Genomic DNA, 23,392 nt, shown 5'->3' on the forward strand with positions numbered 1-23,392 from the left:
TGCGGGTCAAAACACGCGTTATACGTTTGGCCCGTTATCGCGGCCAGCAGTCGTCAAGTTCCCATGCCAGCATGGTCTTTGACGCGTTGTCCGCGAAAATAATCTGAAATTCCTTTTGTATTTTATGCTTATTCTCTCTTTTTTTGATTATTATAGCATAATATCTGGCAGATTCCAACGGAATTTTAAAGCAGATTGCACAACAATCTTGATATTTTTGTTCAATTATGGGCATCGGCCGCCGGAAGTGCATAGAAAAGAGGCACCGGTATTCCTGCAGTAATACCGATGCCTCACTTATCGGGGCCAGCCGATGTTCCGTATGATCACTCACACGCTGAACATAGTAACACATGATGACTCAGATCTGTATTGTGGTTGGAAAAAGGAATTTCGACGCGTTGAAAATCCTGAAAGATCTGCGTTTTCGTCTTAATATATTCATTGTTATAAGGTTTCTATAGGGGACTGGCCCCGAAAGGGGATGAGGGAGTTGTAAATCATTTGGGGTTAGAAATTATTTTTGTTCGTTTGTATTGCTCTCTTGCACTTTATATAATACTTACTTGGATTCGTTTTTAAGTTCGAATCTTCAGAAGATTTAATTAACCAATGTAGATACCATCCGTTCTACTTCCACCATTTTCAATGGTTCCATTTTTCGTACATGAATGATATCCTCTTAAACGATAATAATAACCTTTCTCCACCTTTATCTGCGTGCTAAAGTATAAAGAATTGGTATTATAATCTACATTTTCCCATTTTTTATAACTATAAAAATCTTCTGGACCACTTGACCTTTCCAAGTAAACATTCAGTTTTACAACATTACAACTAACATTGCATTCCGTCCCACCAGTAATACCGATATATCCATTTCCATTATTAGTAATTCTTACAAATCCCTGATGTAAATATGTACTTCTCGCCACACTCTGATAATTTCCAATTGACTCTGTTTCATTTGTCAATTCAGATCCATCAATTGTATTTCCTAAATAGTCTAAAGTTCCCGCATATGTGTTTACAGTATTTAAGGACATCATTAAAACGAACATTGCGCAAAGGAGTAAGTTTTTTAAATTCATAACCTTTTTCATACTTCCTCTTTCCCCTCGTCTTCATCTACATCTTATATACGTAGTTTTCCAATAGAAATTACATGTTATACTGCATTTCATTCAAAATTTTTATTAATTCTTCTTTTTCTATCTGACCGCTTAATTGATAATATGCATCCTTATATTTCCATAGTACATAATAATTTTCTTCATCATTTTCTGCTAAAGTTCCCATTTCAACTTCAATTACATCATCAAGTGTTTCTACTTGAACTTTTTCTTTATCTTTCCAAACTCCTTGCGATAAGTCTTTCTCATTTGCCGACAAATGAAAGTATATGCAATGCCCCTCATATTGATATTGTATCACCGCCATCTGAGTTTCATCAAATACCATAAATTTACTATATTCCATTCCTGATGGAATATAATAAAACTCTGGAACTGCTATATGAAGTTTCTCGCTTATTTCCTTTTTTGCTTCATCCAGACTTCCTTCTGAATATTTTCTTTCATCCCCATTGTTTATTCCAGTTGCATCTCCTATATTCCAAACGTCATGCACCGTCTCCACCAACCGAATCCGATTCGCCTCACTTGTCATACTAGCCCCAAAGACACACGCTCCCACAACCAGCACAACACCAGCCGCCTTTGCCGTCCGTACCCAGTGTTTTGTTGTTTTCGCTCTCTTCGCAATCTTCTTCTGTCTCTCCGCCTGCTTTTCGCGTTCCACCTTTTTCTCCACGATCTGGCGGCGGATCTCCAGTGTTTTTTCTGTCGGATTTCCTTCCGCGTCCGCGAGTCCTTCCTTCTGAAGGCGCTGCTGGAAGCGCTCGTACATTGCGTTCAGTTCTTCCTCTGAAAGCGCAGGCGCAGCCTCCTGTTCTGTTGCTGTGTTTCCTTCCTCTGCCTTTACAACTGCCGATTCCCCTTCCACCGTTTTCGAATCCGCAGCCATTTTTTCTTCCATCGTCTGCTCCAGTTTCTTTTTCAGCTGTTCTTCTTTTTCTATCTTTTTCATCTTCTTCCGTTCCTCGGCATTTTCCATGTTGTAACCGCTCTTGACTTTTTTTCTTCTTGAGGGGATAATAAAAGCCAAATGATATTATCAAATTCCAGGGAGGAATTCTCATGAAGCATATTGTTCTGACAGGCGGAGGTACCGCCGGCCATGTTACCCCGAATATTGCCCTGATTCCAAAATTAAAGGAAGCAGGTTATAAAATCTCTTATATCGGTTCCTACGACGGTATGGAGCGCAAGCTGATCGAAGATCTCGGCATTCCGTATTACGGAATTTCATCCGGAAAGCTGCGCCGCTACTTCGATCCGAAAAACTTTTCCGATCCATTCCGCGTCGTAAAAGGCTACTTTGAAGCAAAAAAACTGCTCAAAAAGCTGAAACCAAACGTTGTCTTCTCCAAAGGCGGCTTCGTTTCGGTACCGGTTGTCCTTGCCGCCAAAGCATGTAAAGTCCCGGCGCTCATCCATGAATCAGATATGACGCCTGGCCTGGCAAATAAGCTGTGTATTCCGTCCGCTGCAAAGGTCTGCTGTAATTTCCCGGAAACCGTCAAATGTCTCCCAGAAAACAAAGCCGTTCTGACCGGAACGCCAATCCGCCAGGAACTGCTGTCCGGCGATGCGCGGGAAGGCCTGAAGTTCTGCGGATTCAATGCCGCAAAACCGGTTATTCTCGTCATCGGAGGAAGCCTCGGTTCCGTCGCTGTCAATAATGCGGTCCGTTCTATTTTACCAGAACTTCTGAAAGATTTCCAGGTGATTCATCTCTGCGGTAAAGATAAACTGGATGCATCCTTAAATGGTACCGAAGGTTACGTTCAGTTCGAGTACATCAAAGATGAGCTCCCGGATCTCTTCGCCGCAGCAGATCTGATCATCTCCCGCGCCGGCGCAAATGCGATCTGCGAAATCAGTGCTCTGGCAAAACCAAACATTCTGATTCCGCTTTCTGCCAATGCCAGCCGCGGAGACCAGATTTTAAATGCGCGTTCCTTTGAGCGTCAGGGTTACAGTAAAGTTCTGGAAGAAGAATCCGTGAATGCGCAGACTCTTCAGTCCGCAATCCGTGAGGTTTACGAAAATCGTCAGACCTACATCAATGCGATGAAGAAGAGCAGCCACACCGATTCCATCGGCCGCATCCTTTCCCTGATCCAGGAATGCGAACGCAAATAGTAACTACAGAAATCCCATTTCTCTGGCTTTGTCAGCAAAGTGCTGGCAAAGCCATTTTTTCGTCCGGGTCATTTTCACCCGCAGATTTCCTATGGTGATACCCATTTCGGATGCTACTTCCTTTTCCGAACGCTCATGCACCTTGATTTCACGCGTAATATAATAACCCGATTCATCATGATCTTTCAGTGCATCCATCACTTCCTGAAAAAAATGATTTCTCTCCTGCTTTTCTTCCTCTGCAAGCGTCGGAAGTTCCATCTCTTCCGCCCGAAGATCCTCATCCAGTTCGTTCCAGTCAAAACGTTGTGCTTTTCTTTGATAATCAATTCCCAGATTCTTTGCAGCGACACGGACCCAGCCTTCTACTCTGTCTTCATCCAGCGCATCAATATTCAGGTACAGTTTCACCATCGTTTCCTGTGCGATATCATCCGCATCGGCTTCATTGTGTACCACCTGCATTGCGGCTGAATAGGCTGTCATTACATACTTTTTATATATTTCTGAAAAGTTATTTTTGTCCATTGTTCTCCGCCCCTGTTCGTCTGTCATTGATTCTTTTTCTGGCTGCTGCCAGCCTTTTCTCAGGCCTTCAGCTCTGCCGTCACGCTCTCAATGATCTGCTCTTTTACCGCATCCTCGAGAGTTCCCTGCTTCCATGCAGCAATACCGGCATTGTCACCTTCATATCTTGGAATCAGATGCATATGGAAGTGGAATACCGTCTGTCCTGCTGCCTCACCATTGTTCTGTACCAGATTGAAGCCATCGGAATGAAGCGCTTTCGTCATGGCCGTCGCCATTTTTTTGCCGAGAATCATTGCTTTCGCTGCGGTTTCATCCGGAATTTCATAAATGTTTGCAAAATGCTGTTTTGGAAGAATCAGCGCATGTCCTTTCGTTGCCGGTCCCTGATCCAGAATGACACGGAACTCATCATCCTCATACAGTGTCGCGGTTGGAATTTCTCCGTTTGCTAATTTACAAAAAATACAATCCATGATCTTTTTCTCCTTTACTTTTTTTAATTTTTCTGTTGTTCCGAATCCCGTTTCGCACGGTTCCGAACAACTCTATTTTCTCACTATTTGTCGAAAAATGTCAAATAATGCAGAACGCTTTTTGTTGCGCGCTCCCCCTTTTCAATGCTAAACTTTTGCCTAATCAAAAATCATTATCTACGCATCATAAGGAGGATACGGCTATGTCAAAAGAACCAACAACCAATTCACAGGGCTTATCGGAAGAATGTCACGCTATGATTTCCCGGATTTCACATGAGGTTCGAAATCCTGTTGCGGTTATCCACAGCTTTCATCAGCTTCTTCTTTTAGCGCATCCGGAGCTTTCCAACGATCTCTATTTTCAGAAAATCCAGGAAAATATGGCTTTTCTGAACTCCCTGCTCGATGAGCTCTCCTGCTATAATCATTCATATCGGGCGGTACGCGCTTACGTGAATCCTTATCTTCTGCTCCAGAATCTCTGTGCCGATACCGGCGTTCTCCTCGAAAAACAACAGATTTCCATTGAACTTGTCAAGGAATCTGCCATTCCGCGCTTTGCCCTTGATACCACGCAATTTCGTCAGCTTTTTCTGAACCTGATCCGAAATGCGGCGGAAGCAATGCCTTCCGGCGGAACGATCAAAATCTCTCTCTGTTTCGACGGTGACTTTCTGACCATCCGTGTGCAGGACACTGGCTGCGGAATCCCCGCCGAGGATCTGCCGACTCTCTTTGACCTTTTTGTCACACATAAGAAAAACGGAACCGGCCTTGGACTTGCCATCTGCAAGGAAATTGTAACCGCACACGACGGCACGATTTCCGTTTCTTCCGTTCCCGGGGAAGGAAGCACCTTTACGGTCGTTTTCCCCTTTTCCTGATCCTTGCCATTCCCGGATAGAGAACCGCCATCAGGACTGCACCTGCCAGAAAACCGCCGATGTGTGCGAAGTTGTCCACATTTGAAGACTGGAATCCGACCAGCAGCGAAAGGACAGCCATGACGGCCATCCTCCGGAAGGTGAGATCCTCCAGCCTTCCTTTCCGAAATGCCAGAAGAACAAGCATCGCTCCGACAGCAGAAAAAATCGCTCCCGAAGCGCCGGCGGAAACTGCCGGTGCTTCCCCTGTTTTCATCAGGGACAGTTCATGCAGATACGAGCACAGATTTCCGACGAGTCCGCCGCCCAGATAGATGACCAGATAACGGATCTTTCCAACTGCGCGTTCTAGGTAATCCCCAAGGAACAAAAGAAGCAGCATGTTGTTGATCAGATGCTGGATGCCAAAGTGAAGAAACATACTCGTAAACAGGCGATAGTATTCTCCGCTCTCAATCAGCGGCGCATACGCCGCACCGCAGTCCATCATATGTCTGGAGCTCTCTGTCCCTCCGGTCAGTGTGACTGCAAGGAATACCAGAATATTGCATACGACGATGACCAGATTGATGCTGTTTTTTGACCTCTTCCACATACGGTCCACGATATCTTCGTTCGGATCGTAACTGTTTTTCCTTTGTTCTTCCATTACATCATTTCCTTATCTGTGCTATTTTTTTATTATAATTTAATTCACTTGTAAATGCAAGAAATCGTCAAATTTTTTTCTTTTTTGATAAACGTTTTTCGACAATTATTGACGCTTCACGACGGCTTTCGACGTTTTATGACATTATTTTTTACATTATTTCTTTTTTTAATTTTATGCATAATTTTCTTTTCTGTAATATTTTTGTTTCATTCGCATAACTTTTTTCTTCGATCATTCTGCCATATTAAAAATAACGCATCCAGCACTTTCTCCAAATCGAAAAAGTGTAATGCGTCATTTTTCTCTAATTTCTGTTTTTCTCTCCCGCCTTATACCGGTATTTCTTCCCGGCAAATGAGATATCGTCTCCATCCTCCAGCTTCTTTTTTGTCTCGCCCATCAATGGAACGCCATTCACCGTTGTTCCGTTCCGCGAATTCAGATCCAGCAGATAATCTCCCTCTTCTGTACTGACCAGCTTTGCGTGAAGGCGGCTTACCGTACGGTATGGCAGAATTACATCTGCCGCCGCTGACAGTTTTCCAATCAATGTGCTTCCGCGTTCAATCGGAATCAGCGGAAGATCAATCGGATCTATCGGAATCAGATATGCCCTTCCCTCATCCTCCGGGCTGGTCAGCAGTTCCGTTTTTCCAAACAGATCCTCTTCATGCCCCTCCAATTCCATCAGGCTGTGCATCTTTCTGTTTTCCTGTTCTTCATTCTTTTCCCATGTTTTCTCTTTTTCGACTGAGGAATCCCTTTTCCATCCCTGCTGTTCTGTATCGCTTTTCGGATTCCATGTTCCATCTTTCTGTTTTAAGCCCTTCCGATTCTGATATTCCGAAAATACATCTCCTGTTTCTCCTTGTTTCCGGATTCCTGCGGCCTTCCCATAGCTTCCTGTTTCTGTTCCCGACTGCCGCTTTTTCCATCGGCTGGCAAGTTCCAATGCCAGACTTACAATTCCCACAACAGCCGCCGCTCCTCCCAGCACCAGATACCAAACAGTTTCGGCCTGTGTCCACCGCAGTGCCAGCACACCTCCCAGAAATCCGATGCAGATCACTGCTTCCACAATATTTTTCCAGCGTCCTTCATCCTTTTCTTCCTCCGCTTCCACAAAAAAATTTTCCGCCGCTTCCGCTTCTTGTTCTCCCCAAAGTGTTTCCTCCATCTGTACAGGCGGATTTTCTTCCCTAGGACGCTCTTTTCCCTCCTGCTCCGTCGTTTCTTTCTTCTCTTTCCCTGTCTGATATAAGAGTGCCTGAATCATCTCAACCGAAAAGATCTCCGCCGAAATCTCCCGATACAGTCCATACCCGAGTACCACCGCATCCTGCTCCTGGTGATCCAGCTTCGGCAGCAGATATTCCATCAGCTCCCGGATCTGCTTCTGAAAACAGCCTGTGTGTCCCTGCTTTCCCGGCAGATAACAGAAGGAAAAGTTCTCCAGATTTGCATCTGCAAAAACCAGCTCCGGCTGCAGAACGAGACCGTCCGGTGCAAGCAGGTACTGCCCCAGTTCTTCGAGAAGATCCAGCAGCTGTTCAAACAGTTTCCGCAGCGCCTCCGCCCCAATCGAGCGCTGTTCAAACACACTCTGAAGCGACTGCTTTGATGTCACCTCATAGTAAAACAATGTTTTATCATCCATTTTCCCGATTTTGCAGTCCAAAAGCCCTGGGATTGTGTTTGTCAGCAGCATACGGATCTGATACGACGCCGTGTCCGGCTCTTTTTCCTCCTGTAAAATAACATATGTATGATTCAAATCTCTTTTATAATCAATCTGCATTTCTCCGCTTCCGTCCTTACTTCTGGTTCCAGATCTGTTTTACCGCCCGTATCTTCCGGATCGTTTTCACCGGATTGTTTCTCCTGCTTTCACTCAAAACCGAATATTCCCACGCGTTCCGGCTCCAGATTGGCAGAATGTTTCCTTCTGCTTTTATCTGAATCTCTTTTTCTCTGCATTCCGTCTGTACAGTCACCGGTTCAGCCGGAAGCGGTATCTGGGAAATCCACCATTCCATCCGGCTTTGGGCGGCTGCCTCTCCTTTTTCCACAGACAGACGGCCTTCACTGGCGGCAAGCATTGTGCTTTCATATGCCGCAAATGTATACCAGCTCCGTGCGTGTACAAAAAAGGTCAGCGACAGCAGAAGAAAAATCACCATCAGAACAAGCGGCACGACCAGAACTGCCTCTACCGTAATACTTGCTTTTCTCATTTTCACTTTCAAAGCATTCCGCACCTCCCCACAAATCCAAGCAGCAGAAACGGCACCAGCGGTATAGAATCCTGTTTCCGTATTTTCTTCCGCATCAGAAGAACTCCGCAGAGTACCGAACAGAGAATGAGTCCCAGCGTCAGAACGCCGAACGTCTGCCCAAATCCCAGCCAGATTCCAACCGTCAGAAGCAGAAGGCCGTCCCCGTATCCCACCTGTTCCCGTGATATATAACTGAGCGTCAGAAATCCCGCTCCCGGCAGCAGGGACAGCAGCCATTCCAGCCACGATGTCTGTTCCACCAGAATCTGCCATCCAATGCCTGCAAGGAATAAAACACCGGTCAGGACAAGGCTGATCTGCCGTTTCCTCACATCCATTCCGGCAAGAATCCCCAGATACAGCAATATAATTGCACTCTTTACTTCTTCCTGATACACAGCCGCGGCCTCCTTTCCGCAAACCCGAGTTTCTGTTTACCGTCCTTCTTTCCGGTCTCACCCGGAAAGAAGACACCTGCTCTGCTCATATCCGGCTTTCTTACGCCGCCTTTTTCGCGCATTTCGAGCACTGCGGCAGTCCATCCGTCTGTTCCAGTGCTACAAGTTTTACTTTACGTTTCAGCCCTTTGCAGGAAAGACTGTTATGATACCGGTTTCCGTATTTCGTATAGTAAACTTCCGCACCCGCAGCGCCATTTCCCACACACTGTTCGCATTCCTTATATTTTTCTCCATCCTGATTCCGTTTCCACGCAAGCGCACCCGGTGAGGAAACCTGGATCGAAAGATTGATATGACTGCACGACGAATCGGTATGATACACACTGCCGTTCTCAGTCACCCACACCATCTGTTTTGCTTCGCCCTCTTCTTCATCCGCCTCCTCTTCTGTCTTTCCGCAGAACAGATGCACTTTCGCACACGCTGCAATTCCCCGGTTCCGCACCGGAACGAGGCGGTTTCCCATTTTCGGCCAGTAAATCGCTTTCAGTTCCAGCCATCCATTTTTCACACGGCTTCCTGCCAGTGTCACCATTCCATTTTCGCGGATTTCTTTTGGAATCTTTGCTTCTGCATAAGCAATGCACGCGGCCGTTTCTGGTATTTCATACGTTTCTTTTCCCGTCTCATCCACCGCGTAGGCACAAACGGAAAGATACCGCGCGGACTCCTGCAGAGATACCGTCAGCATTCCATGCAGCCGGTAAAGATCCACGATTTTTAATAACACAAGAACCGCGATCAGAAAAACAGGAAGTGCCAGTGAAGCTTCCACCGTCAGGCTTGCCCTGTTCCATTTTCGTTTTACAAAAGGCTGCTCTCCTGATCCGGATTTATAAAAATTCCCGGAAGAGTGGATAAGTTTTTTGATAAGGTTCCAGAAATAAATGTGCCGTTCAGAAGAACACCCTTTTGTATCCCTGCCGGAGTCATCCCATTTTTCAGGCTGCTCCCTGCATCTCATATCCATAATTTCTCGTAATCTCATACTCTCGTTTCCCAATTACCGCCGTAAAACCGGCTTCCAGTTCATCGACACAGCAATCCAGTCGGAAACCCGGCTGCTGCTGTTCTGTCCGCATATTGTATTCCACCAGATCCATCGCTCCAAACGTTACCGCTTTTCCCGATTTCTGCATCAAAAGCAGCCGCAGATAATCGGAATACTCCATGCCGCCCGGTGCATTTTTTCTGCTCTGATCCCCTGTTTCCAGCAGTTTCGGAAGCTGTTCCAGAGAAAGCTGCCACGATTCTGCCGTTTTGAACAGCGCTACTTTTCCACCATCCAGCAGTTCCCGCAGATCCAGAATGCTTTCTGCAAATGCCCAGCACACGGCAAGTGCCATTTTCACAACCGGCATCGCCGCCGGAACTCCAAACGACGCGGCAATTACCCCCGCCATTGCTTCCATCTCGCCCTGCTTCTGCGCATCTTTCGCCAGATACACCAGATTTGCCGCCTCCCGCAGCGCCAGCAGACGGTTCACGGTTCCCGCCAGATTATCCTGATCACTGTTTTTTCCGCAGAGCACATATTCCACCTGGCACTGCAGCCCTTCCTTCTTCTCCTTGCTGGTATAGCACGGAAATTTCCACAGAATATATTCGGACGAAAGCATCTTATCCACAAAGCTCAGTTCTTTTCCACACTCTGCCATGCCAAACCCGCTCTGCAGCTCCCGTTTTGATGCAAGAAACGATACATCCGTTTCCCCCTGCGACAGTGCCTGCCCTTCCGGGAGGACCAGTCCTAAAATTCCCATTTTCATTACTTTTTGAATGACCTCAATCGGATTCACAAAATCTTCCGGTACCGGCTGCTTCTGATCCGGTTCCGAAGGCGTGCCGTTTCCAGATTCTCCTTCACCTTCTGTTTTTTCTGTTCCCTCTTCTGGCTGTTTGGATTCTTCATACTGTTTTAAAACCTCCTCTTCCTCGTAACCGCTCTGTCCGTCCTCCTGACGTTTCACGGTTTCCTGTTCTCCTCTTAATTTCTGGGAAAGCTGCTGTATTCCATAAGTTCCAAGGCTGGCTTTCATTGCCTCACAGATCTGACGGGAGAAAGCACTTCCCTCCTCGTCTGTCGCAAGACGATAGCCGCCGAGATAAACTTCTGTAACCTGTCCGCCAGATAAACTGCCTGATAGAATTCCCATCCCCGATGCAGTGGGGGACAGAACTTCTCCCGCAGTTTCTGCGACTTTTCTGCTCATGGTTTCAGGTTTCCAGACACCGCTCTTATCCCCGCCGTTATAAAAAAACAGCTCGTACTGTCCCAGCAGTGTTCTGTCATACCCGGCAAACAGAGAATACAGTCCCTGTTCCATTGCGCAGGCCGTCATCACCCGTGCATGGGCATTTCGCACCGACGCAATTGTCCCGGAAACCAGGGAAAGCATCAGTATCAGAACGAGACACAAATATGCTGTTATGCTTCCGGCTGCCCATCTTTTCTGTCTTTCTGTTTCCCTCATGGGATACAGCTCCTTCCACTTTACTTTTACTTTTTCGAACTTTAGATGCCGTGGATCGGATAAAGGATATACCGAGACACAGATATGCAAATGACATATAGGTCCGTACCGGCTTCTAAATTTTTCTTTGGAGTTCCGTATTGGACATTTTCCCGTTTATACGGTGTTGCTCTGGTTTGTGACCTTCTCCATCAGACTGTTGACCAGACTCACAAGCTGCTTTTTAAAGATTAGTACGAGTCCGATCAGCACAACGAGAATCAGAATCACTTCCACAACACCCACCGCATCTTCCTCTTTCCAGAACTCCGATATCAGCTTCATAATTTCCACCTCCCTCTCTTTACCAGCTGTTGTGGGGATAAAAACATCCCCTATGCATAAAAGGACAAAAATGCCGGAACCGTGAGTATGACCAATACAACCGCAAGCATCATGCCCATCGGAAGAAGAAGCTTTGTCGATGCCTTTTCTCCTGTTGTTTTCGCCTGCCTTCTTCTCTCCTCAAAGGCCTCCTGCGATTCCTGTTTCAATAATTCCAGCAGTCCTTTACTGCCTTTTTTCAGATTCTGCGTCAGCAGAACAGCAAGGGAACGATACGCTCCGGTTCCCATACGCATTCCCATGCGCTGGTACGCTTCCTGCTCAGAAACACCGTTTTCCATCTCCTGGCAGGTAAATACAATCTCTTCATAGGCAAAACGTTTCTGCCCGCCAAGCGCCAGATCTTTCCGGTAATCCACTGCAATCCGCTCGAGTACTTTCCGCATCCCAAGCCCGGCACCCAGAAGAAGAACCATTTTGCTGACAATTTCGGGATAATCCCGCAGCATCTGTTCTTCTCTTTTCTGCCTTGCTTTTTCTTCTTCCCTTCCTTTTGCCGCCCAGCAGGCTGCTCCTGCCGCCGCGGCAAGTGCCATCAGTTCCAGACCTGTCAGATCCGGCACTTTTGACCATGTTACAGTTTCTCCGTTCAGTGTCTCCGGCAGATAATAGGCTGTTTCTTCGGGATGTGCTTCGTTTTCTTTTTCCACTGCTTTTTTCAGTGCCCTAAGAACCTCATCCCGCCCTTTTATCTCCGGTGGATAGACCTGAACCTTCCGTATATATTCTGTTGTTTCCCCCTGAAGTTCCAGTTCCGCTTTCAGCGTAACCTCCACTCCTTCTTCGGGAATCTCGTCTGACAGCAAACCCCGGCTGTCAATCAACAACGGCCTGTCTGTTTCCCAGCTAAGCGCCACCGGGCTTCCCGGTATTTCCGTAACCAGATCCATGTTTCTGTTTACCGTATGAAAAGACAGATTCTCACCTAAGATGATTTCATCCAGCGCCTCTATCGCCGTACTGAACGCCTCTTCTATCTCTTCTGCGCTGTAAGCTCTTGCAGGTACAGACAGTGTAATTCTTTCCGGTTTCTGATTTCCAACAGAAACCTCAAGTTTTTCCTCTGTCGGTTGGCTGCCTAAGGCACCCCGTTCCAGTTGAAGTTCCGCTTTTTCATCTCCTGAAACTTTTCGCACTCCGATCGGAAGGCAGAGTGCAGTGCCCGCTATAAACCCTGTCGCTGCAAGGCAGAAAATCCGTCTCACCAATTTGTGATCTTCCGCCTTTTTTCTCATCCGGAAATACCAGATGAACAGCCCCGCCCATGCGGTCAGACAAATCCACAACATTTGATTCCTCCCCTTTTTTGCGGACGAATCGTTATGATTCGCAGTCTTACTTTTTAAACTTCAATTGCTTCTTAAAACTCAATGTCCAGAATCTTCTTTCCAAGCACCCATGCCGCCAGATACACGGCAAGGCATCCGCTCATGAAGAAAACCCCGATTACATTCCCATACATCACACTTAAGAATTCCGGAAAGGAAAGCTGTACATATCCCAGAATTCCAAACGGCACAACACTCATAATATTCTGCTCGAACCGCCGGGAAGAAACGCCCGCACGGATTTCCCGCATCGTGTCAATTCTCGTACAGAAAATATCCCACGTATTCTGAAAGATCTCGCAGACATTTCCTCCTGTCCGCTTCGCAATCACCAGTACACTTGCAAACGTCGCAATATCATCAATGCGGCTTCGCACCGCAAGATCCTGAAACAGTTGTTCCACCGGCACGGAAATCATCATTTTATGACGCATCCGGCGCAGTTCCTGTACCAGAATGTTTTCTTTTCCCAGCGACTGTTCCAGCTGTCCTGCCGCCTCCAGCACTGCATTTTCCATGGAATAGCCGGAACGCAGTGCCGTGTGCATCCACGCAATCAGATCCCGGAAACTGTCGTACAGCTCCTCTTTCCGCCTCTGAATCCGGTTTTTCCGATACGTGTGAAAACATACGATTCCAACCGGAACCACAGCAATGCATGCCCACCACGCCCGGTAACAGAGCAGGTTCACAGCGGCGGCAATCCCAAGACTGATTCCCGCTATTTCGAGATATTCCCGACCGGTAAATTCCCAGGTCTGATAGTCGATCCCCTTCGTCTCCTTCTCCTCTGCCATGCCCGTCTTTGCCTGGCTTCCCTCACGTATTCTCATCCTGTTTTCCCCTCCAGTTTTTCTCTGTGTACCAGTTCGCCTGTCTTTTGCAGGCCTCTCCCATATTCTCTTCGAAACAAAGAAACCGTTTTGATTTCGTCCTCCTCCATCCCTGTGATCTCTGCGATCTCCTCCACCCGACGGCTTCCATCCTCCCCTCGTCCTAAATGCACGAGAATTTCGATTCCCGATGCAATCTGGCGGCGGATTGCTTCCAACGGGAGCTGCACTCCCATCAGCACCATCGTTTCCAGACGGGAGATCATATCTTTCACGCTGTTTGCATGTGCCGTGCTCAAAGATCCCGCATGCCCGGTATTGAGTGCGGATAATAATTCAAACGTTTCCGCTCCGCGCACTTCGCCGATAATTACGCGGTTCGGACGCATACGCAAAGCTGCGCGGATCAGATCGCGGATCGTAATTTCTGTTCCTGATTCCAGATTTGCCTCTTTTGCTTCCAGCCGCACCAGATTCTCCACACCCTGGATCTGCAGCTCTGCATTGTCTTCGATGGTTATGATGCGCTCGCCCTTTGGAATGTAGGCGGAAAGCGCATTCAGAAATGTCGTTTTGCCAGATCCGGTCGCCCCGCCGATCATCATGCTGTAGCGGGTCCGGACGAGGGTCTGCAGAAACTCTGCCGCCTCTTTTGTAATACTCCCGATGGAGACCAGAAATTCCATCGTCACCGCCTGCTCCGGAAAGCGGCGGATGGTCAGAATCGGTCCGTTTAATGCGACCGGTTTCATGACAACGTTGACGCGGTCTCCATTTTCCAGCCGTGCATCCACAATCGGATTCTGTTCATTCACCACGCGGTTGCACCGGCCTACAATCTGCTGAATCACATCCTCCAGCTTTTCCGCGGAGGTAAAGCTTTTGCCGTATCTCTCGATTCTGCCGTTCCGTTCCACGAAGATATGCTGATAACCGTTTACCATAATTTCGGTAATTCCCGTATCTTCCAGCAGCTCCTGCAGGACATCGAGCCTCCGCACACTGTAGAACAGCTGTCTGCGCAGCTCCGCCTTCTGTGCCACCGGAAGATACCGTGTTTCTTCTTCCCCTAAAATCAGACGGTCAATCTCTTCGAGAACCTCTCCGTCATCCGGTTCGGATGCGATATCGATCCGCTCCATCAGTTTTCTCCGCAGAATTTCCGGCATTGTCATGTTTCTTCTCCTCTTCTGCCGTCCCGCAGAATCTGACGCACATAGTCGCCCAGCTCGCTCCAGACAAGCTCCTCAAAGTAGGCTTTTCCCGTCCGGTTGGCCGTGTGAAACGGAACGTGGATTTTCCGCATCTTGTCCAGCACCGACTGGCAGTCCCACCGGCGCAGCAAATTTTCAAACTGCTCCATTTTGGCCGCAGAAATCACATCATTCCTTATCGGAACGTAAATTTCATTGCAAAAATCCAGGATCTGATACAGATCCGCCACGCCATCCCCGAGGTCGAGAATCAGCACTTCATAGCTGCTGTTCTTCTCAATCTCCTGAAACAGCCATTTCCATTCTTCATATTTTGCAGTCTGAATGTCCATCGGCGATGCGGCGGGCGGCAGATAATCCAGGTTCTGCATTGACTGGACCATTCCGCCCAGTTTGTAGATGATGCCCTGATTTTCCTGTCTCGCATAATACAGAATATCGCTCATTCCCCTGTCGTAGCTGCATTCCAGCAGCCGTTCAAATCCGGAATAGCTCTCCATATTGAGATACAGAACCGCCCGCTCTTTTGCCAGAATCTGCCCCATCGTCAGGGCAAACGAGGTCTTCTGCGTCCGTCCGACCGGCGAATAAATGCCGATGATGCGCATTTCCTTTTTCGGCAGCAGTGCAGGCGATGTATCGACACCATTTTCTACGCCGTAGCACGCCATGACCTCGCGGATCACCTTTTCCGACGACTGGTATTTGTAGACCGCCGGATACTGATCCAGCACCGGACTGTGTACGCCCTCAGACAGAATGATAATCTGACGGATCGGATACCGGCGGATCTCTTCTTTCATCGCTTTATCCGAAATCAGAAGAATCTCTGTTTCGTTGTTTTTTGCGAACTCCAGGAACATCTCCGCACTGGAAAACGCATGCACTTCAAACGGAATATTTCTCTTCTGGTTCAGATATTCCATAAAATTGCGTGCATATTCCATTTCCGTGTCACAGACTGCAAAAACACTCTTTTTCTTTGCAGTATTCAATAAAATCCCCCCATCCAGAGCAACACTCCCATCAGCACGGGAACGGAAAAATGGATGCACTCCATGCCCCACTTCCCATCGTAATAGGGAACCGGCTCTGTTTTTTTCTGGTATTTTCTTTTGGTAAAATAAGTTTGGAAATAATTGAAAAATTTGGTAAGACGCTGCGGTAAATTTCCACAGACGAGAATAATTCCGATAGATAAGACCGCTCCAGACAGGAACGACACAATCATACATTTCAGGATCGCTGGCACACCGAGAAAGCCTCCAACAGCGGATAGGAGTTTGATATCTCCCGCGCCCAGCATATGAAAATAGAACAGAATGTAAAGTGCGAGTATCGGGAAAAGCATCCCAAAAAGAAAAATACCCGCTCCCGCGGCGCCATAGCGGATGAGCTGTGTAACCAGCCCGGCGATCCATGCGGTGATAATCCATTCATTTGCAATTCTGCGTGTTCTTAAATCCATCCATACCGCCCCTGTCGCAACTGTCAGTACCAGACAGTGCTGCAAAGACATTTTGTCTCTCACCTCCCGTTTCGTTTGGGTCAACTTGATTGTGAGGTCATTATAGTTGCCTCTTTTCGATTTGTCCAGCGGTTTTCGGCAACTTTTTCCGGTTTGTGAATTGCCTCCAAAAACGGGATGAAAATTTCTCACACCAAAAAGAAAAATCGTGTGAAAGGTTTTCCGTTTTTCGCGGATTCGTAGAATCGTATCGCAATTTCACCGCTGCTTTTTGGCTATTATTTTATGATCCTTTTTTGAAAGAAATTCCCCAGCCGCATCACAGTAAAAAGAAACAGACCAGAACTTTTTTCTTCGTTCTGGTCTGCTTCCATACAGTTTTTTCTGTTTTTACTGAATAAAATCCGCATACTCCGCTCTGCTGACCTTCTTCAGATCCTCCGGCGCCATGCACAGCGTGGTTCCGATTCTTCCCCCGCTCACGTAAACTTTATCAAATTGTGCCGCACATTCCTGAATCACGGTCGGATACTGTTTTTTCATTCCGATCGGGCTGCATCCGCCGCGGACGTATCCGCTGACTGCAGTGATATCTTTGACATGGATCATCTCGATGGATTTCTCCCCCACCGCTTTTGCGGCTTTTTTCAGGTCTACTTCCTCTGCAATCGGAAGCACCAGCACGTAATACTGTTTGCTTTTGCCCTGCGCCACAAGCGTTTTAAACGACTGCTCGACCGGCGCGCCGGTTTTCTCTGCTGTGTGAAGCCCGTCGATAAATTCATCGCATTCATATTGAAGAACTTCGTATTTGATTTTCTGGCGGTCCAGAATCCGCATTGCATTTGTTTTGATTTCTTTTTCTTTTGCCATTATTTTCTCTCCGGTGCTCCCTGCAGTGCATACAGTTCTTTTTTGAGCTGTTTGATTTCTTTTTTCATCTCAATATTTTTCTGTTTCAGCCGTACGACAGCATCCCCGGCTTCTTCCGGTTTTACAGAAAGTAAACGTGCAATGCCGAGGGTATTGATGTGTTTTAAGCAGTAATCCGCATACGCTTTTTCACCGGAAAGCATGGTCACGCGGACGCCGCCTTTGTATTTCTGGGCACTTAAGATTTTGATCAGACGGATTTCCCCTGTTTTTGCAACGTGGGTTCCGCAGCACGCACAGCTGTCGCAGCCTTCGATCGTCACAATCCGCACCTGGCCCTCGATCTCTTTTTTGCTCCGGTAATCCATGGTTTCCAGCTCTTCCTTTGACGGATAACTGATCGTAACCGGAACATTTCGAAGCACGGCTTTGTTTGCCTCCTGCTCCACATCGTAGAGCTGCTCCTCGGTCAGAACACCGTCAAAATCAACGGTAATGACATCACTTCCCATATGGAATCCAACGTTGTTGAAACCGTAAATCCGATGCACGATACCTGACACGATATGCTCTCCGCAGTGATTCTGCATATTGGAAAAACGTTTTTCAAAGTCAAGTTTTCCAACTACCGTTTTGCCCGGCTCGAGCGGTGCTTCCACGGTATGCCAGATTTCGCCGTCGATTTCCTGTACATCCGTTACAAAAATTCCATCCAGTGTTCCCTCATCTGCCGGCTGGCCGCCGCCCTCCGGGAAAAATGCGGTCTGATCCAGCAGCACGCGGTACATGCCGCCCTCGCAGACGCTCCGTTCTACGGTTGCCTCAAATTCACCCAGGTACGCATCCTGATCAAATAATCTTGTTGTGCTCATAATTTTTCCTCTTTTCCGTCTATTCGTTTACAATGTCAATCTGGCACATTTTCATAGCTTCCAATGCATTTTTATGACTCTGCGGCGTTACGCCCGCGCACGCGGATGCATCGACAGAAATCGGCACTTCCGGATAAAATGCTTTCAGCAGCATGGCATTGGAAATCACGCAGATGTCGGTGCAGAGTCCCACGAGTTCAATGAATTCCGGCACGCCGCCTGCCAGTTTTTCGATCTCCTCCGGCAGATTTTTTGCACCGAAGGTGATTTTATTCATCACCACGGCCTGTTTTTTCTCCGCCATTTTCTGAATTGTATCCTGCAGTGCATGACCCTTCGTTCCTTCGATACAATGCTCTACCGGAAGTTTTCTGCCCTCGGACGTTTCCAGATAATCCGCAAAATGGGTATCTCTGGTGCAGATAACAGCTCCGTCAAACGAATCCATCACCTCTGCAACGCGGTCAACAATCCCGACCGCCTCTTTCGTGCCGATACTTCCGTCGATAAAATCATTCTGCATATCTACTACAATTAATACTTTCATCTTTGTTCTCCCTTCTGGGACATTTTTTTATAAATGCTGCATCCAGCTCAGTGCCAGTGAAATCCAGCTCTGGCACTCTTCGCGTACTGCGTTCTGGTATTCATAGCTCTGTGTCTCCTCGCTTGCAAGGCCAAGGCCGTGGCCGCCGACCGGATAAATATGCATTTCTACCGGAATCTCCAGTGCATGCAGTGCAGTAAAGAACAGAATGGAGTTTTCTACCGGCACGCAGTCGTCCGGCGCGGTATGCCACAGGAAGGTCTTCGGCGTATCGAGGCTGACCTGATTCTCGAGAGACATCTCGTCTACCAGCTCATCGTACCGGTCTCCCAGCAGATTGGTGAAGGATCCGCGGTGCGCTTTCGGACCGGATGTGATAACCGGGTAGGATAACAGCAGACCGTTCGGACGAAGCTGCTCTGCGTCTACGCCAAGTTCTTCTGCAAGGAATGTTTTCTTTTTCCAGAACACACCGTACGATGCTGCCAGATGGCCGCCTGCGGAAAATCCCGCTACTACTACTTTGTTCGGATCAATATGATATTCTGCCGCATGCTCCCGCAGATGTGCAACGGTCCAGGCAAGCTGGCGGAGTGCCGTCGGATAGTGAGCTGCCGGAGCAACACTGTAATGCAGAACAACAGCGTGGTAACCGGCTCCGACAAACTTCAGCGCAATCGGCTCTGCCTCACGCTCGGACACCCATTCATAACCGCCGCCCGGGCAGATCACGATGACCGGACGCACGCGTTCCGGAGCAATCTCACGCGAGTTGTCCAGAAAATACGTATATAATTTTGCAGTTTCTTCTGTATCTTTTACTTTGACATCTAATACCTGATAATTCATAAGTTCTTCCTTTCACCCAATTTTTCCGGGTACGGCCACAGCCGCCAGTTTTTACTCTGTTGTCATTATACCGTATCGGCGCAAAATATCAAGCGTATCGCACCAGACACTTTTTTCTTTTCAAATCCAATTGCTCATAGTATAATAAATTTATATTTGCATGTTTTTGAGCGGCAAAAATAACACACAAAGGAGTATATTGCAATTATGGATTCCAATCTTATTGTCCTTACCGATCAGGACGGAAATTCTGTCCGTTTTGAGCTTCTGGATATCGTAGAATACAAGGAGGATGAGTACGCCGTTCTCTATCCGGCCGACGGCGGCGATGACGAACCGGTACACATTCTGCGCATCATTTCCGAGAATCTCGATGTCAACGAAGCCGAGTTCGAAGGCCTCGATGACGATGAACTGATCGACACCATTTATCAGATCTTCCGCGAGCGCAACGATCTGGACGACTGATTCTGCCACGCAAAAAGAGCAGCATTTTTACCTTTCACACGTCGGTAAAATGCTGCTCTTTCTTTATTCTAATTTTTCCTCTTTCTTTGTTTCAATCCACAGTCGGTAATTTCACAGAGTCTGACATGTCAGCAGAATGCTGACTGTGGTTTGCCTCATGTCAGTGGGGGATACCGATTTCTCTCCGCCCGCCACTGCCGTTAACTTTCTTATTTGCAATTCATCTCACCACCTATAGAGGTGAGAGAATCCTTGCTATTATTTGTTGAATATTTTTCCAATATCGCAGCCAGTGGAGAGAATATCTCTTTCTGAGGGACATTACAATTTATACTGCATAAAATTCCCATTGTGCACAAATCCAAAATCTGTATACAACTTAACGCCCATATCCGATGCCGTAATCTGTATTGTTCCGCATCCATATTCTTTTGCATCTTCTATCACACGGGACAGCAATTCTTTTGCAATACCTCTTCTTCGATACGCCGGATCTGTAAACATACTGGACAGTAATCCAATTCTGCCGCTCGGGCATCCAAAGTATGGAGGTTTTTCTACAAATGACATTCCACTTGTTGCGATGATGCTCTCTCCGTCAACAGCAATCCAAGATACAAAAGTACCATCCGCCATATGACGTTCATAGTAATCTTTTAACGCAGGTGCTAAATCAATTTCTTCTTTTGCCCCCTCTTCGCGAAGCTGATGGATTCTCATCTGAATGAAAAAATCCAGTTCCTTTTGGGTAAGTCTTTTATATTCGATTGCCATTTTTATTTCCTTCTGCTTATTTTCTCACATCCAGCACCTGCACATACGGGTCGTCCTTTGTGCATGGTTTCCAGTCGTCTTTTCCCTCTGCGTTCGGGTTTCCGGTTTTCATGAAATTGGTCCAGTCGTCCATCATTTCTTTGCTGAGGGCATAGTCGCCTTCGGTTTTCGGGCGCCAGCTTCGGCCCAGGGTTCCGAACATGTACCAGAGTTCGGAGGAATGGAACGCTCCGGCGTCGTCACCTAACAGGGCACGGGTGAAGTAGTAAACGTAAGCCGGTTTTCTTCCGAGTTTTTCCAGCGCAATGCTCCAGTTGATGCATCCCTTATAGATGCCGCCGTGCTCGCCTTTTTCTTTCATCTCCGGGAACACACCGATGTCGTCTGCAGTTGAACCGAGCATATATGGGATGTCCTTGATTTTTCCTTCGGTTACGGCATCGTTATAGCCGCAGGTCAGCAGATGATTGTCGATGTTCGGTACGAAGCTCAGCATTCTCGATGGATTTACGCGGCCAAACTCCTCCTGCAGCTCCACAATTTTCTCAGCCGGAATCGCACGCAGTTCTTCCAGCGATTTTGCTCCGCTAAGCTCTACAAATTCCTGGCCGATGGTTTCTGCCTCGGAAAGCGGCATATCGCGGTTCAGTCCGGTGTCGTAGCCGCCGGCGCTCTGGAAAATGGCTTTGCTGATCCAGTTTTCAGTCAGCGGAGAACTGACGAGTGTCTGTACGCTCATACATCCCGCGGACTGGCCGAATACGGTGATATTTTCCGGGTCGCCGCCGAATGCTGCGATATTTTCTTTTACCCATTTCAGTGCTGCGATCTGGTCGAGAATCGCGTAGTTTCCGCTTCTTCCGGCACCGCTCTCCTCGGACAGCCACGGATGTGCCAAAAATCCGAAAGCACCGAGACGGTAATTGATCGCAACGAGAATCACTCCGCGTTCGCAGTAAGCAGCTCCATCAAATTCGGATTCGTGGCTGAAGCCGTGCATAAACGCGCCGCCGTGAATCCAGAAAGCAACCGGCAGTTTTTCATCCACTGTATTTGCCGGTGTCCAGATGTTTAAGTACAGACAGTCCTCACTCTGCTTCATGCCGAATTCCGGGTCGAGATAAAATTCTTTTCCATAGAAGGAGTCCGGCTCATGCTCGGTCTGCGGGCAGACGCATCCGAAATGATCCGCCTTATAAACGCCCTCCCAGCACGCCGGCTCTTCCGGCGGGCAGAATCGTTTTTCGCCTACCGGCGGCTTTGCGTACGGAACGCCGCGGAATACCGTGTAGCCGTCTTTTTGCACACCATGAACCTGTCCATATTTTGTTTTTGTCTCTGTAATTGCCATAAGTAAAAATCCCCTTTCCATTTCTTATAACTGTGATAAAAACCCTTATACAGATTTAGTATAGCAAATCTTTTTCTTCGCTTCTATATGCACAATTCCAAATAATGGCACCCAGTTTTGTAACTATTGATTATTGGTTATGCAGACATTTAAAAATCCTCTTGATTTATTAGCACACAGAAATAATAATATTTTGTATATAAGATTGACTTATTATCACTGACAAAAACCTTTCATGACTGATCTGGTTTACTTTGACCGGTTTTGGTGCTACACTTTTCTTTGCTTCAAAACGACATATTTCATAGTGAGGAGGAGTATTTAGTATGAAAGCCATTTTAACAGATCTTTTGGCAATCATCGGCGTTGTGCTGAATGGTCTGCCGCAGGGTCTTCTTGCTCTGACGTTTGGATTTGCATCGGTTCCGACGGCGCTGGCATTCTTTGTTGGTGCGGTGGGCAATACGATTACGCAGAGTGTCGCACCAATTTCCTTCCAGGCGGAGACGATCACTTACGCCGGAACGGCTGGAAAAGACCGTTCGGAACGCTGTACGATGATTTTTATCGGCGGTGTGATTATGGCTCTGATCGGAGTGTTTGGACTGCTGACAAAAATCGTAAACTTTGTAGGTGAGGATGTTGCCTATGGAATGATGGCCGGTGTCGGTATCATTCTGGTAAAGGCCGCGATCGATATGATCAAGAGTGATGCCATTTCCGGCGGTGTTTCCCTGGCCGCAGCACTGATCACCTATTACTTTACCAAAGACAGTGCCAATACCCTGGTTTATACCATCGTCATTTCCGTTGTAGCATCCTGCATTGCCAATGCATTTTTCAACAAAGAGAAATCCAGCATTGTCGTAGAGGATGATAAATTTGTCCGCCAGAAATTTACAATCAATGCCAACGTAATTCTCGGCGCACTCGGTATGGTCTGCCTGAACATTGGTTCCAACATTTCCTTCGGCGGAATTACCGCAGGAATGGCAACCGGTGGAAATTACAACGTCGATAACCTGACCGTGATTTCTTCCCTGGCCGATATGTTTTCTTCCTTTTTCGGAGGAGCCCCGGTTGAGGCAATCATTTCCGCAACTGCCAATGCACCGCACGCTGTATGGGCTGGTGTCATCATGATGGTTGTGATCGGTGTAATTCTGCTTCTGAAACTGCTTCCGAAAATCGGAAAATTTGTTCCGTCTTCTTCGATCGCAGGTTTCCTGTTTGTACTCGGTATCTTCAAAACCGTTGTACTGGATGCGCCGTCTGCCTTCGCTATCAATGCAGCCGTCGGCGGAACCACAATGGTTGTCACTGCAGTAACAAACCCGTTCCTCGGAATGCTGGCCGGTGTTGCTGCAAAACTGCTTGGATTATAAATTCAGTAACATAAGAGGAAAATCGT

The 23,392-nt window shown here is 47.4% G+C and carries 26 protein-coding genes; 4 read left to right on the plus strand and 22 right to left on the minus strand.

Features of this window, described 5'->3' with window-relative positions:
• Positions 1 to 605 precede the first annotated feature (605 nt).
• Together DWW13_RS09290 and DWW13_RS09295 are read right to left on the minus strand one after the other, a co-directional pair.
• Positions 606 to 1,103 (minus strand): DUF6147 family protein, encoded by a 498-nt coding sequence (locus DWW13_RS09290; RefSeq protein ID WP_118719940.1) that lies wholly within the window; start codon positions 1,101 to 1,103, stop codon positions 606 to 608.
• A gap of 58 nt (positions 1,104 to 1,161) precedes the next feature.
• Positions 1,162 to 2,037, minus strand: coding sequence for a DUF4367 domain-containing protein (locus tag DWW13_RS09295; RefSeq protein ID WP_158579764.1), 876 nt, complete (start codon positions 2,035 to 2,037; stop codon positions 1,162 to 1,164).
• Positions 2,038 to 2,198: 161 nt separating this feature from the next.
• Between DWW13_RS09295 and DWW13_RS09300 the strand changes: the two genes are divergently transcribed.
• Positions 2,199 to 3,266, plus strand: a complete 1,068-nt coding sequence (locus DWW13_RS09300) for an undecaprenyldiphospho-muramoylpentapeptide beta-N-acetylglucosaminyltransferase (protein ID WP_022461936.1) — start codon at positions 2,199 to 2,201, stop codon at positions 3,264 to 3,266.
• 3 nt (positions 3,267 to 3,269) lie between these two features.
• On the opposite strand, the gene DWW13_RS09305 is transcribed toward DWW13_RS09300, so the two are convergent.
• Positions 3,270 to 3,794 carry an RNA polymerase sigma factor gene (locus DWW13_RS09305; RefSeq protein WP_158579765.1) on the minus strand — a complete coding sequence of 175 codons (525 nt, stop codon included), beginning with the start codon at positions 3,792 to 3,794 and terminating at the stop codon, positions 3,270 to 3,272.
• A 59-nt stretch (positions 3,795 to 3,853) separates the two neighbouring features.
• The gene (locus DWW13_RS09310; RefSeq protein WP_172680766.1) at positions 3,854 to 4,270 is read right to left on the minus strand and encodes an HIT family protein; all 417 of its coding nucleotides are present in this window, start codon (positions 4,268 to 4,270) and stop codon (positions 3,854 to 3,856) included.
• 203 nt (positions 4,271 to 4,473) lie between these two features.
• Here DWW13_RS09310 and DWW13_RS09315 point away from each other — a divergent pair, with 203 nt between their 5' ends.
• The gene (locus tag DWW13_RS09315) at positions 4,474 to 5,157 is read left to right on the plus strand and encodes a two-component system sensor histidine kinase NtrB (protein WP_022461939.1); all 684 of its coding nucleotides are present in this window, start codon (positions 4,474 to 4,476) and stop codon (positions 5,155 to 5,157) included.
• On the opposite strand, the gene DWW13_RS09320 is transcribed toward DWW13_RS09315, so the two are convergent.
• The 16 genes from DWW13_RS09320 to DWW13_RS09395 all read right to left on the minus strand — a co-directional run bounded on the left by DWW13_RS09320 (position 5,132) and on the right by DWW13_RS09395 (position 19,388).
• The gene (locus DWW13_RS09320; protein WP_226906363.1) at positions 5,132 to 5,806 is read right to left on the minus strand and encodes a rhomboid family intramembrane serine protease; all 675 of its coding nucleotides are present in this window, start codon (positions 5,804 to 5,806) and stop codon (positions 5,132 to 5,134) included. The genes DWW13_RS09315 and DWW13_RS09320 overlap by 26 nt on opposite strands.
• Positions 5,807 to 6,113: 307 nt before the next feature.
• Entirely contained in the window at positions 6,114 to 7,607 is a 1,494-nt protein-coding gene (locus DWW13_RS09325; RefSeq protein ID WP_118719948.1) for a DUF6382 domain-containing protein, read from the minus strand.
• 16 nt (positions 7,608 to 7,623) lie between these two features.
• Positions 7,624 to 8,049: a TadE/TadG family type IV pilus assembly protein gene (locus DWW13_RS09330; RefSeq protein ID WP_226906365.1), complete on the minus strand. Its 426-nt coding sequence runs from the start codon at positions 8,047 to 8,049 to the stop codon at positions 7,624 to 7,626.
• A 2-nt stretch (positions 8,050 to 8,051) separates the two neighbouring features.
• The gene (locus tag DWW13_RS09335; RefSeq protein ID WP_022461943.1) at positions 8,052 to 8,483 is read right to left on the minus strand and encodes a prepilin peptidase; all 432 of its coding nucleotides are present in this window, start codon (positions 8,481 to 8,483) and stop codon (positions 8,052 to 8,054) included.
• 100 nt (positions 8,484 to 8,583) lie between these two features.
• The gene (locus DWW13_RS09340) at positions 8,584 to 9,534 is read right to left on the minus strand and encodes a TadE/TadG family type IV pilus assembly protein (RefSeq protein WP_147342475.1); all 951 of its coding nucleotides are present in this window, start codon (positions 9,532 to 9,534) and stop codon (positions 8,584 to 8,586) included.
• The gene (locus tag DWW13_RS09345; protein ID WP_118719950.1) at positions 9,488 to 11,020 is read right to left on the minus strand and encodes a DUF5702 domain-containing protein; all 1,533 of its coding nucleotides are present in this window, start codon (positions 11,018 to 11,020) and stop codon (positions 9,488 to 9,490) included. Before DWW13_RS09345 ends, DWW13_RS09340 begins: the two co-directional genes overlap by 47 nt.
• Before the next feature lie 156 nt (positions 11,021 to 11,176).
• Positions 11,177 to 11,344, minus strand: a complete 168-nt coding sequence (locus DWW13_RS09350) for a Flp1 family type IVb pilin (protein WP_022461946.1) — start codon at positions 11,342 to 11,344, stop codon at positions 11,177 to 11,179.
• A gap of 50 nt (positions 11,345 to 11,394) precedes the next feature.
• Positions 11,395 to 12,693: a type II secretion system F family protein gene (locus DWW13_RS09355; RefSeq protein WP_022461947.1), complete on the minus strand. Its 1,299-nt coding sequence runs from the start codon at positions 12,691 to 12,693 to the stop codon at positions 11,395 to 11,397.
• A gap of 71 nt (positions 12,694 to 12,764) precedes the next feature.
• A complete protein-coding gene (locus DWW13_RS09360) occupies positions 12,765 to 13,565 on the minus strand; it encodes a type II secretion system F family protein (RefSeq protein ID WP_022461948.1) in 801 nt (266 codons plus the stop codon).
• Positions 13,562 to 14,740 (minus strand): CpaF family protein, encoded by a 1,179-nt coding sequence (locus tag DWW13_RS09365; protein ID WP_118719952.1) that lies wholly within the window; start codon positions 14,738 to 14,740, stop codon positions 13,562 to 13,564. Before DWW13_RS09365 ends, DWW13_RS09360 begins: the two co-directional genes overlap by 4 nt.
• On the minus strand, positions 14,737 to 15,774 hold the full coding sequence (locus tag DWW13_RS09370; RefSeq protein WP_226906364.1) for a hypothetical protein: 1,038 nt from the start codon (positions 15,772 to 15,774) through the stop codon (positions 14,737 to 14,739). The genes DWW13_RS09365 and DWW13_RS09370 overlap by 4 nt, the downstream gene beginning before the upstream one ends.
• Positions 15,771 to 16,439 (minus strand): A24 family peptidase, encoded by a 669-nt coding sequence (locus DWW13_RS09375; RefSeq protein WP_147398321.1) that lies wholly within the window; start codon positions 16,437 to 16,439, stop codon positions 15,771 to 15,773. The genes DWW13_RS09370 and DWW13_RS09375 overlap by 4 nt, the downstream gene beginning before the upstream one ends.
• Positions 16,440 to 16,637: 198 nt before the next feature.
• Entirely contained in the window at positions 16,638 to 17,120 is a 483-nt protein-coding gene (gene ybaK / locus DWW13_RS09380) for a Cys-tRNA(Pro) deacylase (protein WP_055219087.1), read from the minus strand.
• Entirely contained in the window at positions 17,120 to 17,992 is an 873-nt protein-coding gene (locus DWW13_RS09385; RefSeq protein ID WP_118601513.1) for an alanyl-tRNA editing protein, read from the minus strand. Before DWW13_RS09385 ends, ybaK begins: the two co-directional genes overlap by 1 nt.
• Positions 17,993 to 18,011: 19 nt before the next feature.
• A complete protein-coding gene (locus DWW13_RS09390; protein WP_118601512.1) occupies positions 18,012 to 18,539 on the minus strand; it encodes a cysteine hydrolase family protein in 528 nt (175 codons plus the stop codon).
• A gap of 27 nt (positions 18,540 to 18,566) precedes the next feature.
• Positions 18,567 to 19,388, minus strand: a complete 822-nt coding sequence (locus DWW13_RS09395) for an alpha/beta hydrolase (protein ID WP_022461955.1) — start codon at positions 19,386 to 19,388, stop codon at positions 18,567 to 18,569.
• 207 nt (positions 19,389 to 19,595) lie between these two features.
• On the opposite strand from DWW13_RS09395, the gene DWW13_RS09400 reads away from it, so the two are divergent.
• Positions 19,596 to 19,856 carry a DUF1292 domain-containing protein gene (locus tag DWW13_RS09400; RefSeq protein ID WP_022461956.1) on the plus strand — a complete coding sequence of 87 codons (261 nt, stop codon included), beginning with the start codon at positions 19,596 to 19,598 and terminating at the stop codon, positions 19,854 to 19,856.
• 321 nt (positions 19,857 to 20,177) lie between these two features.
• On the opposite strand, the gene DWW13_RS09405 is transcribed toward DWW13_RS09400, so the two are convergent.
• Positions 20,178 to 20,630, minus strand: a complete 453-nt coding sequence (locus DWW13_RS09405) for a GNAT family N-acetyltransferase (RefSeq protein ID WP_117761906.1) — start codon at positions 20,628 to 20,630, stop codon at positions 20,178 to 20,180.
• Positions 20,631 to 20,646: 16 nt separating this feature from the next.
• Entirely contained in the window at positions 20,647 to 21,981 is a 1,335-nt protein-coding gene (locus DWW13_RS09410) for a carboxylesterase/lipase family protein (RefSeq protein WP_117804848.1), read from the minus strand.
• 326 nt (positions 21,982 to 22,307) lie between these two features.
• On the opposite strand from DWW13_RS09410, the gene DWW13_RS09415 reads away from it, so the two are divergent.
• Positions 22,308 to 23,366 (plus strand): benzoate/H(+) symporter BenE family transporter, encoded by a 1,059-nt coding sequence (locus DWW13_RS09415; protein ID WP_055265516.1) that lies wholly within the window; start codon positions 22,308 to 22,310, stop codon positions 23,364 to 23,366.
• Positions 23,367 to 23,392: the final 26 nt, after the last annotated feature.

This window comes from Blautia sp. AF14-40 (assembly GCF_003479665.1).
Lineage (GTDB): Bacteria > Bacillota > Clostridia > Lachnospirales > Lachnospiraceae > Fusicatenibacter > Fusicatenibacter saccharivorans.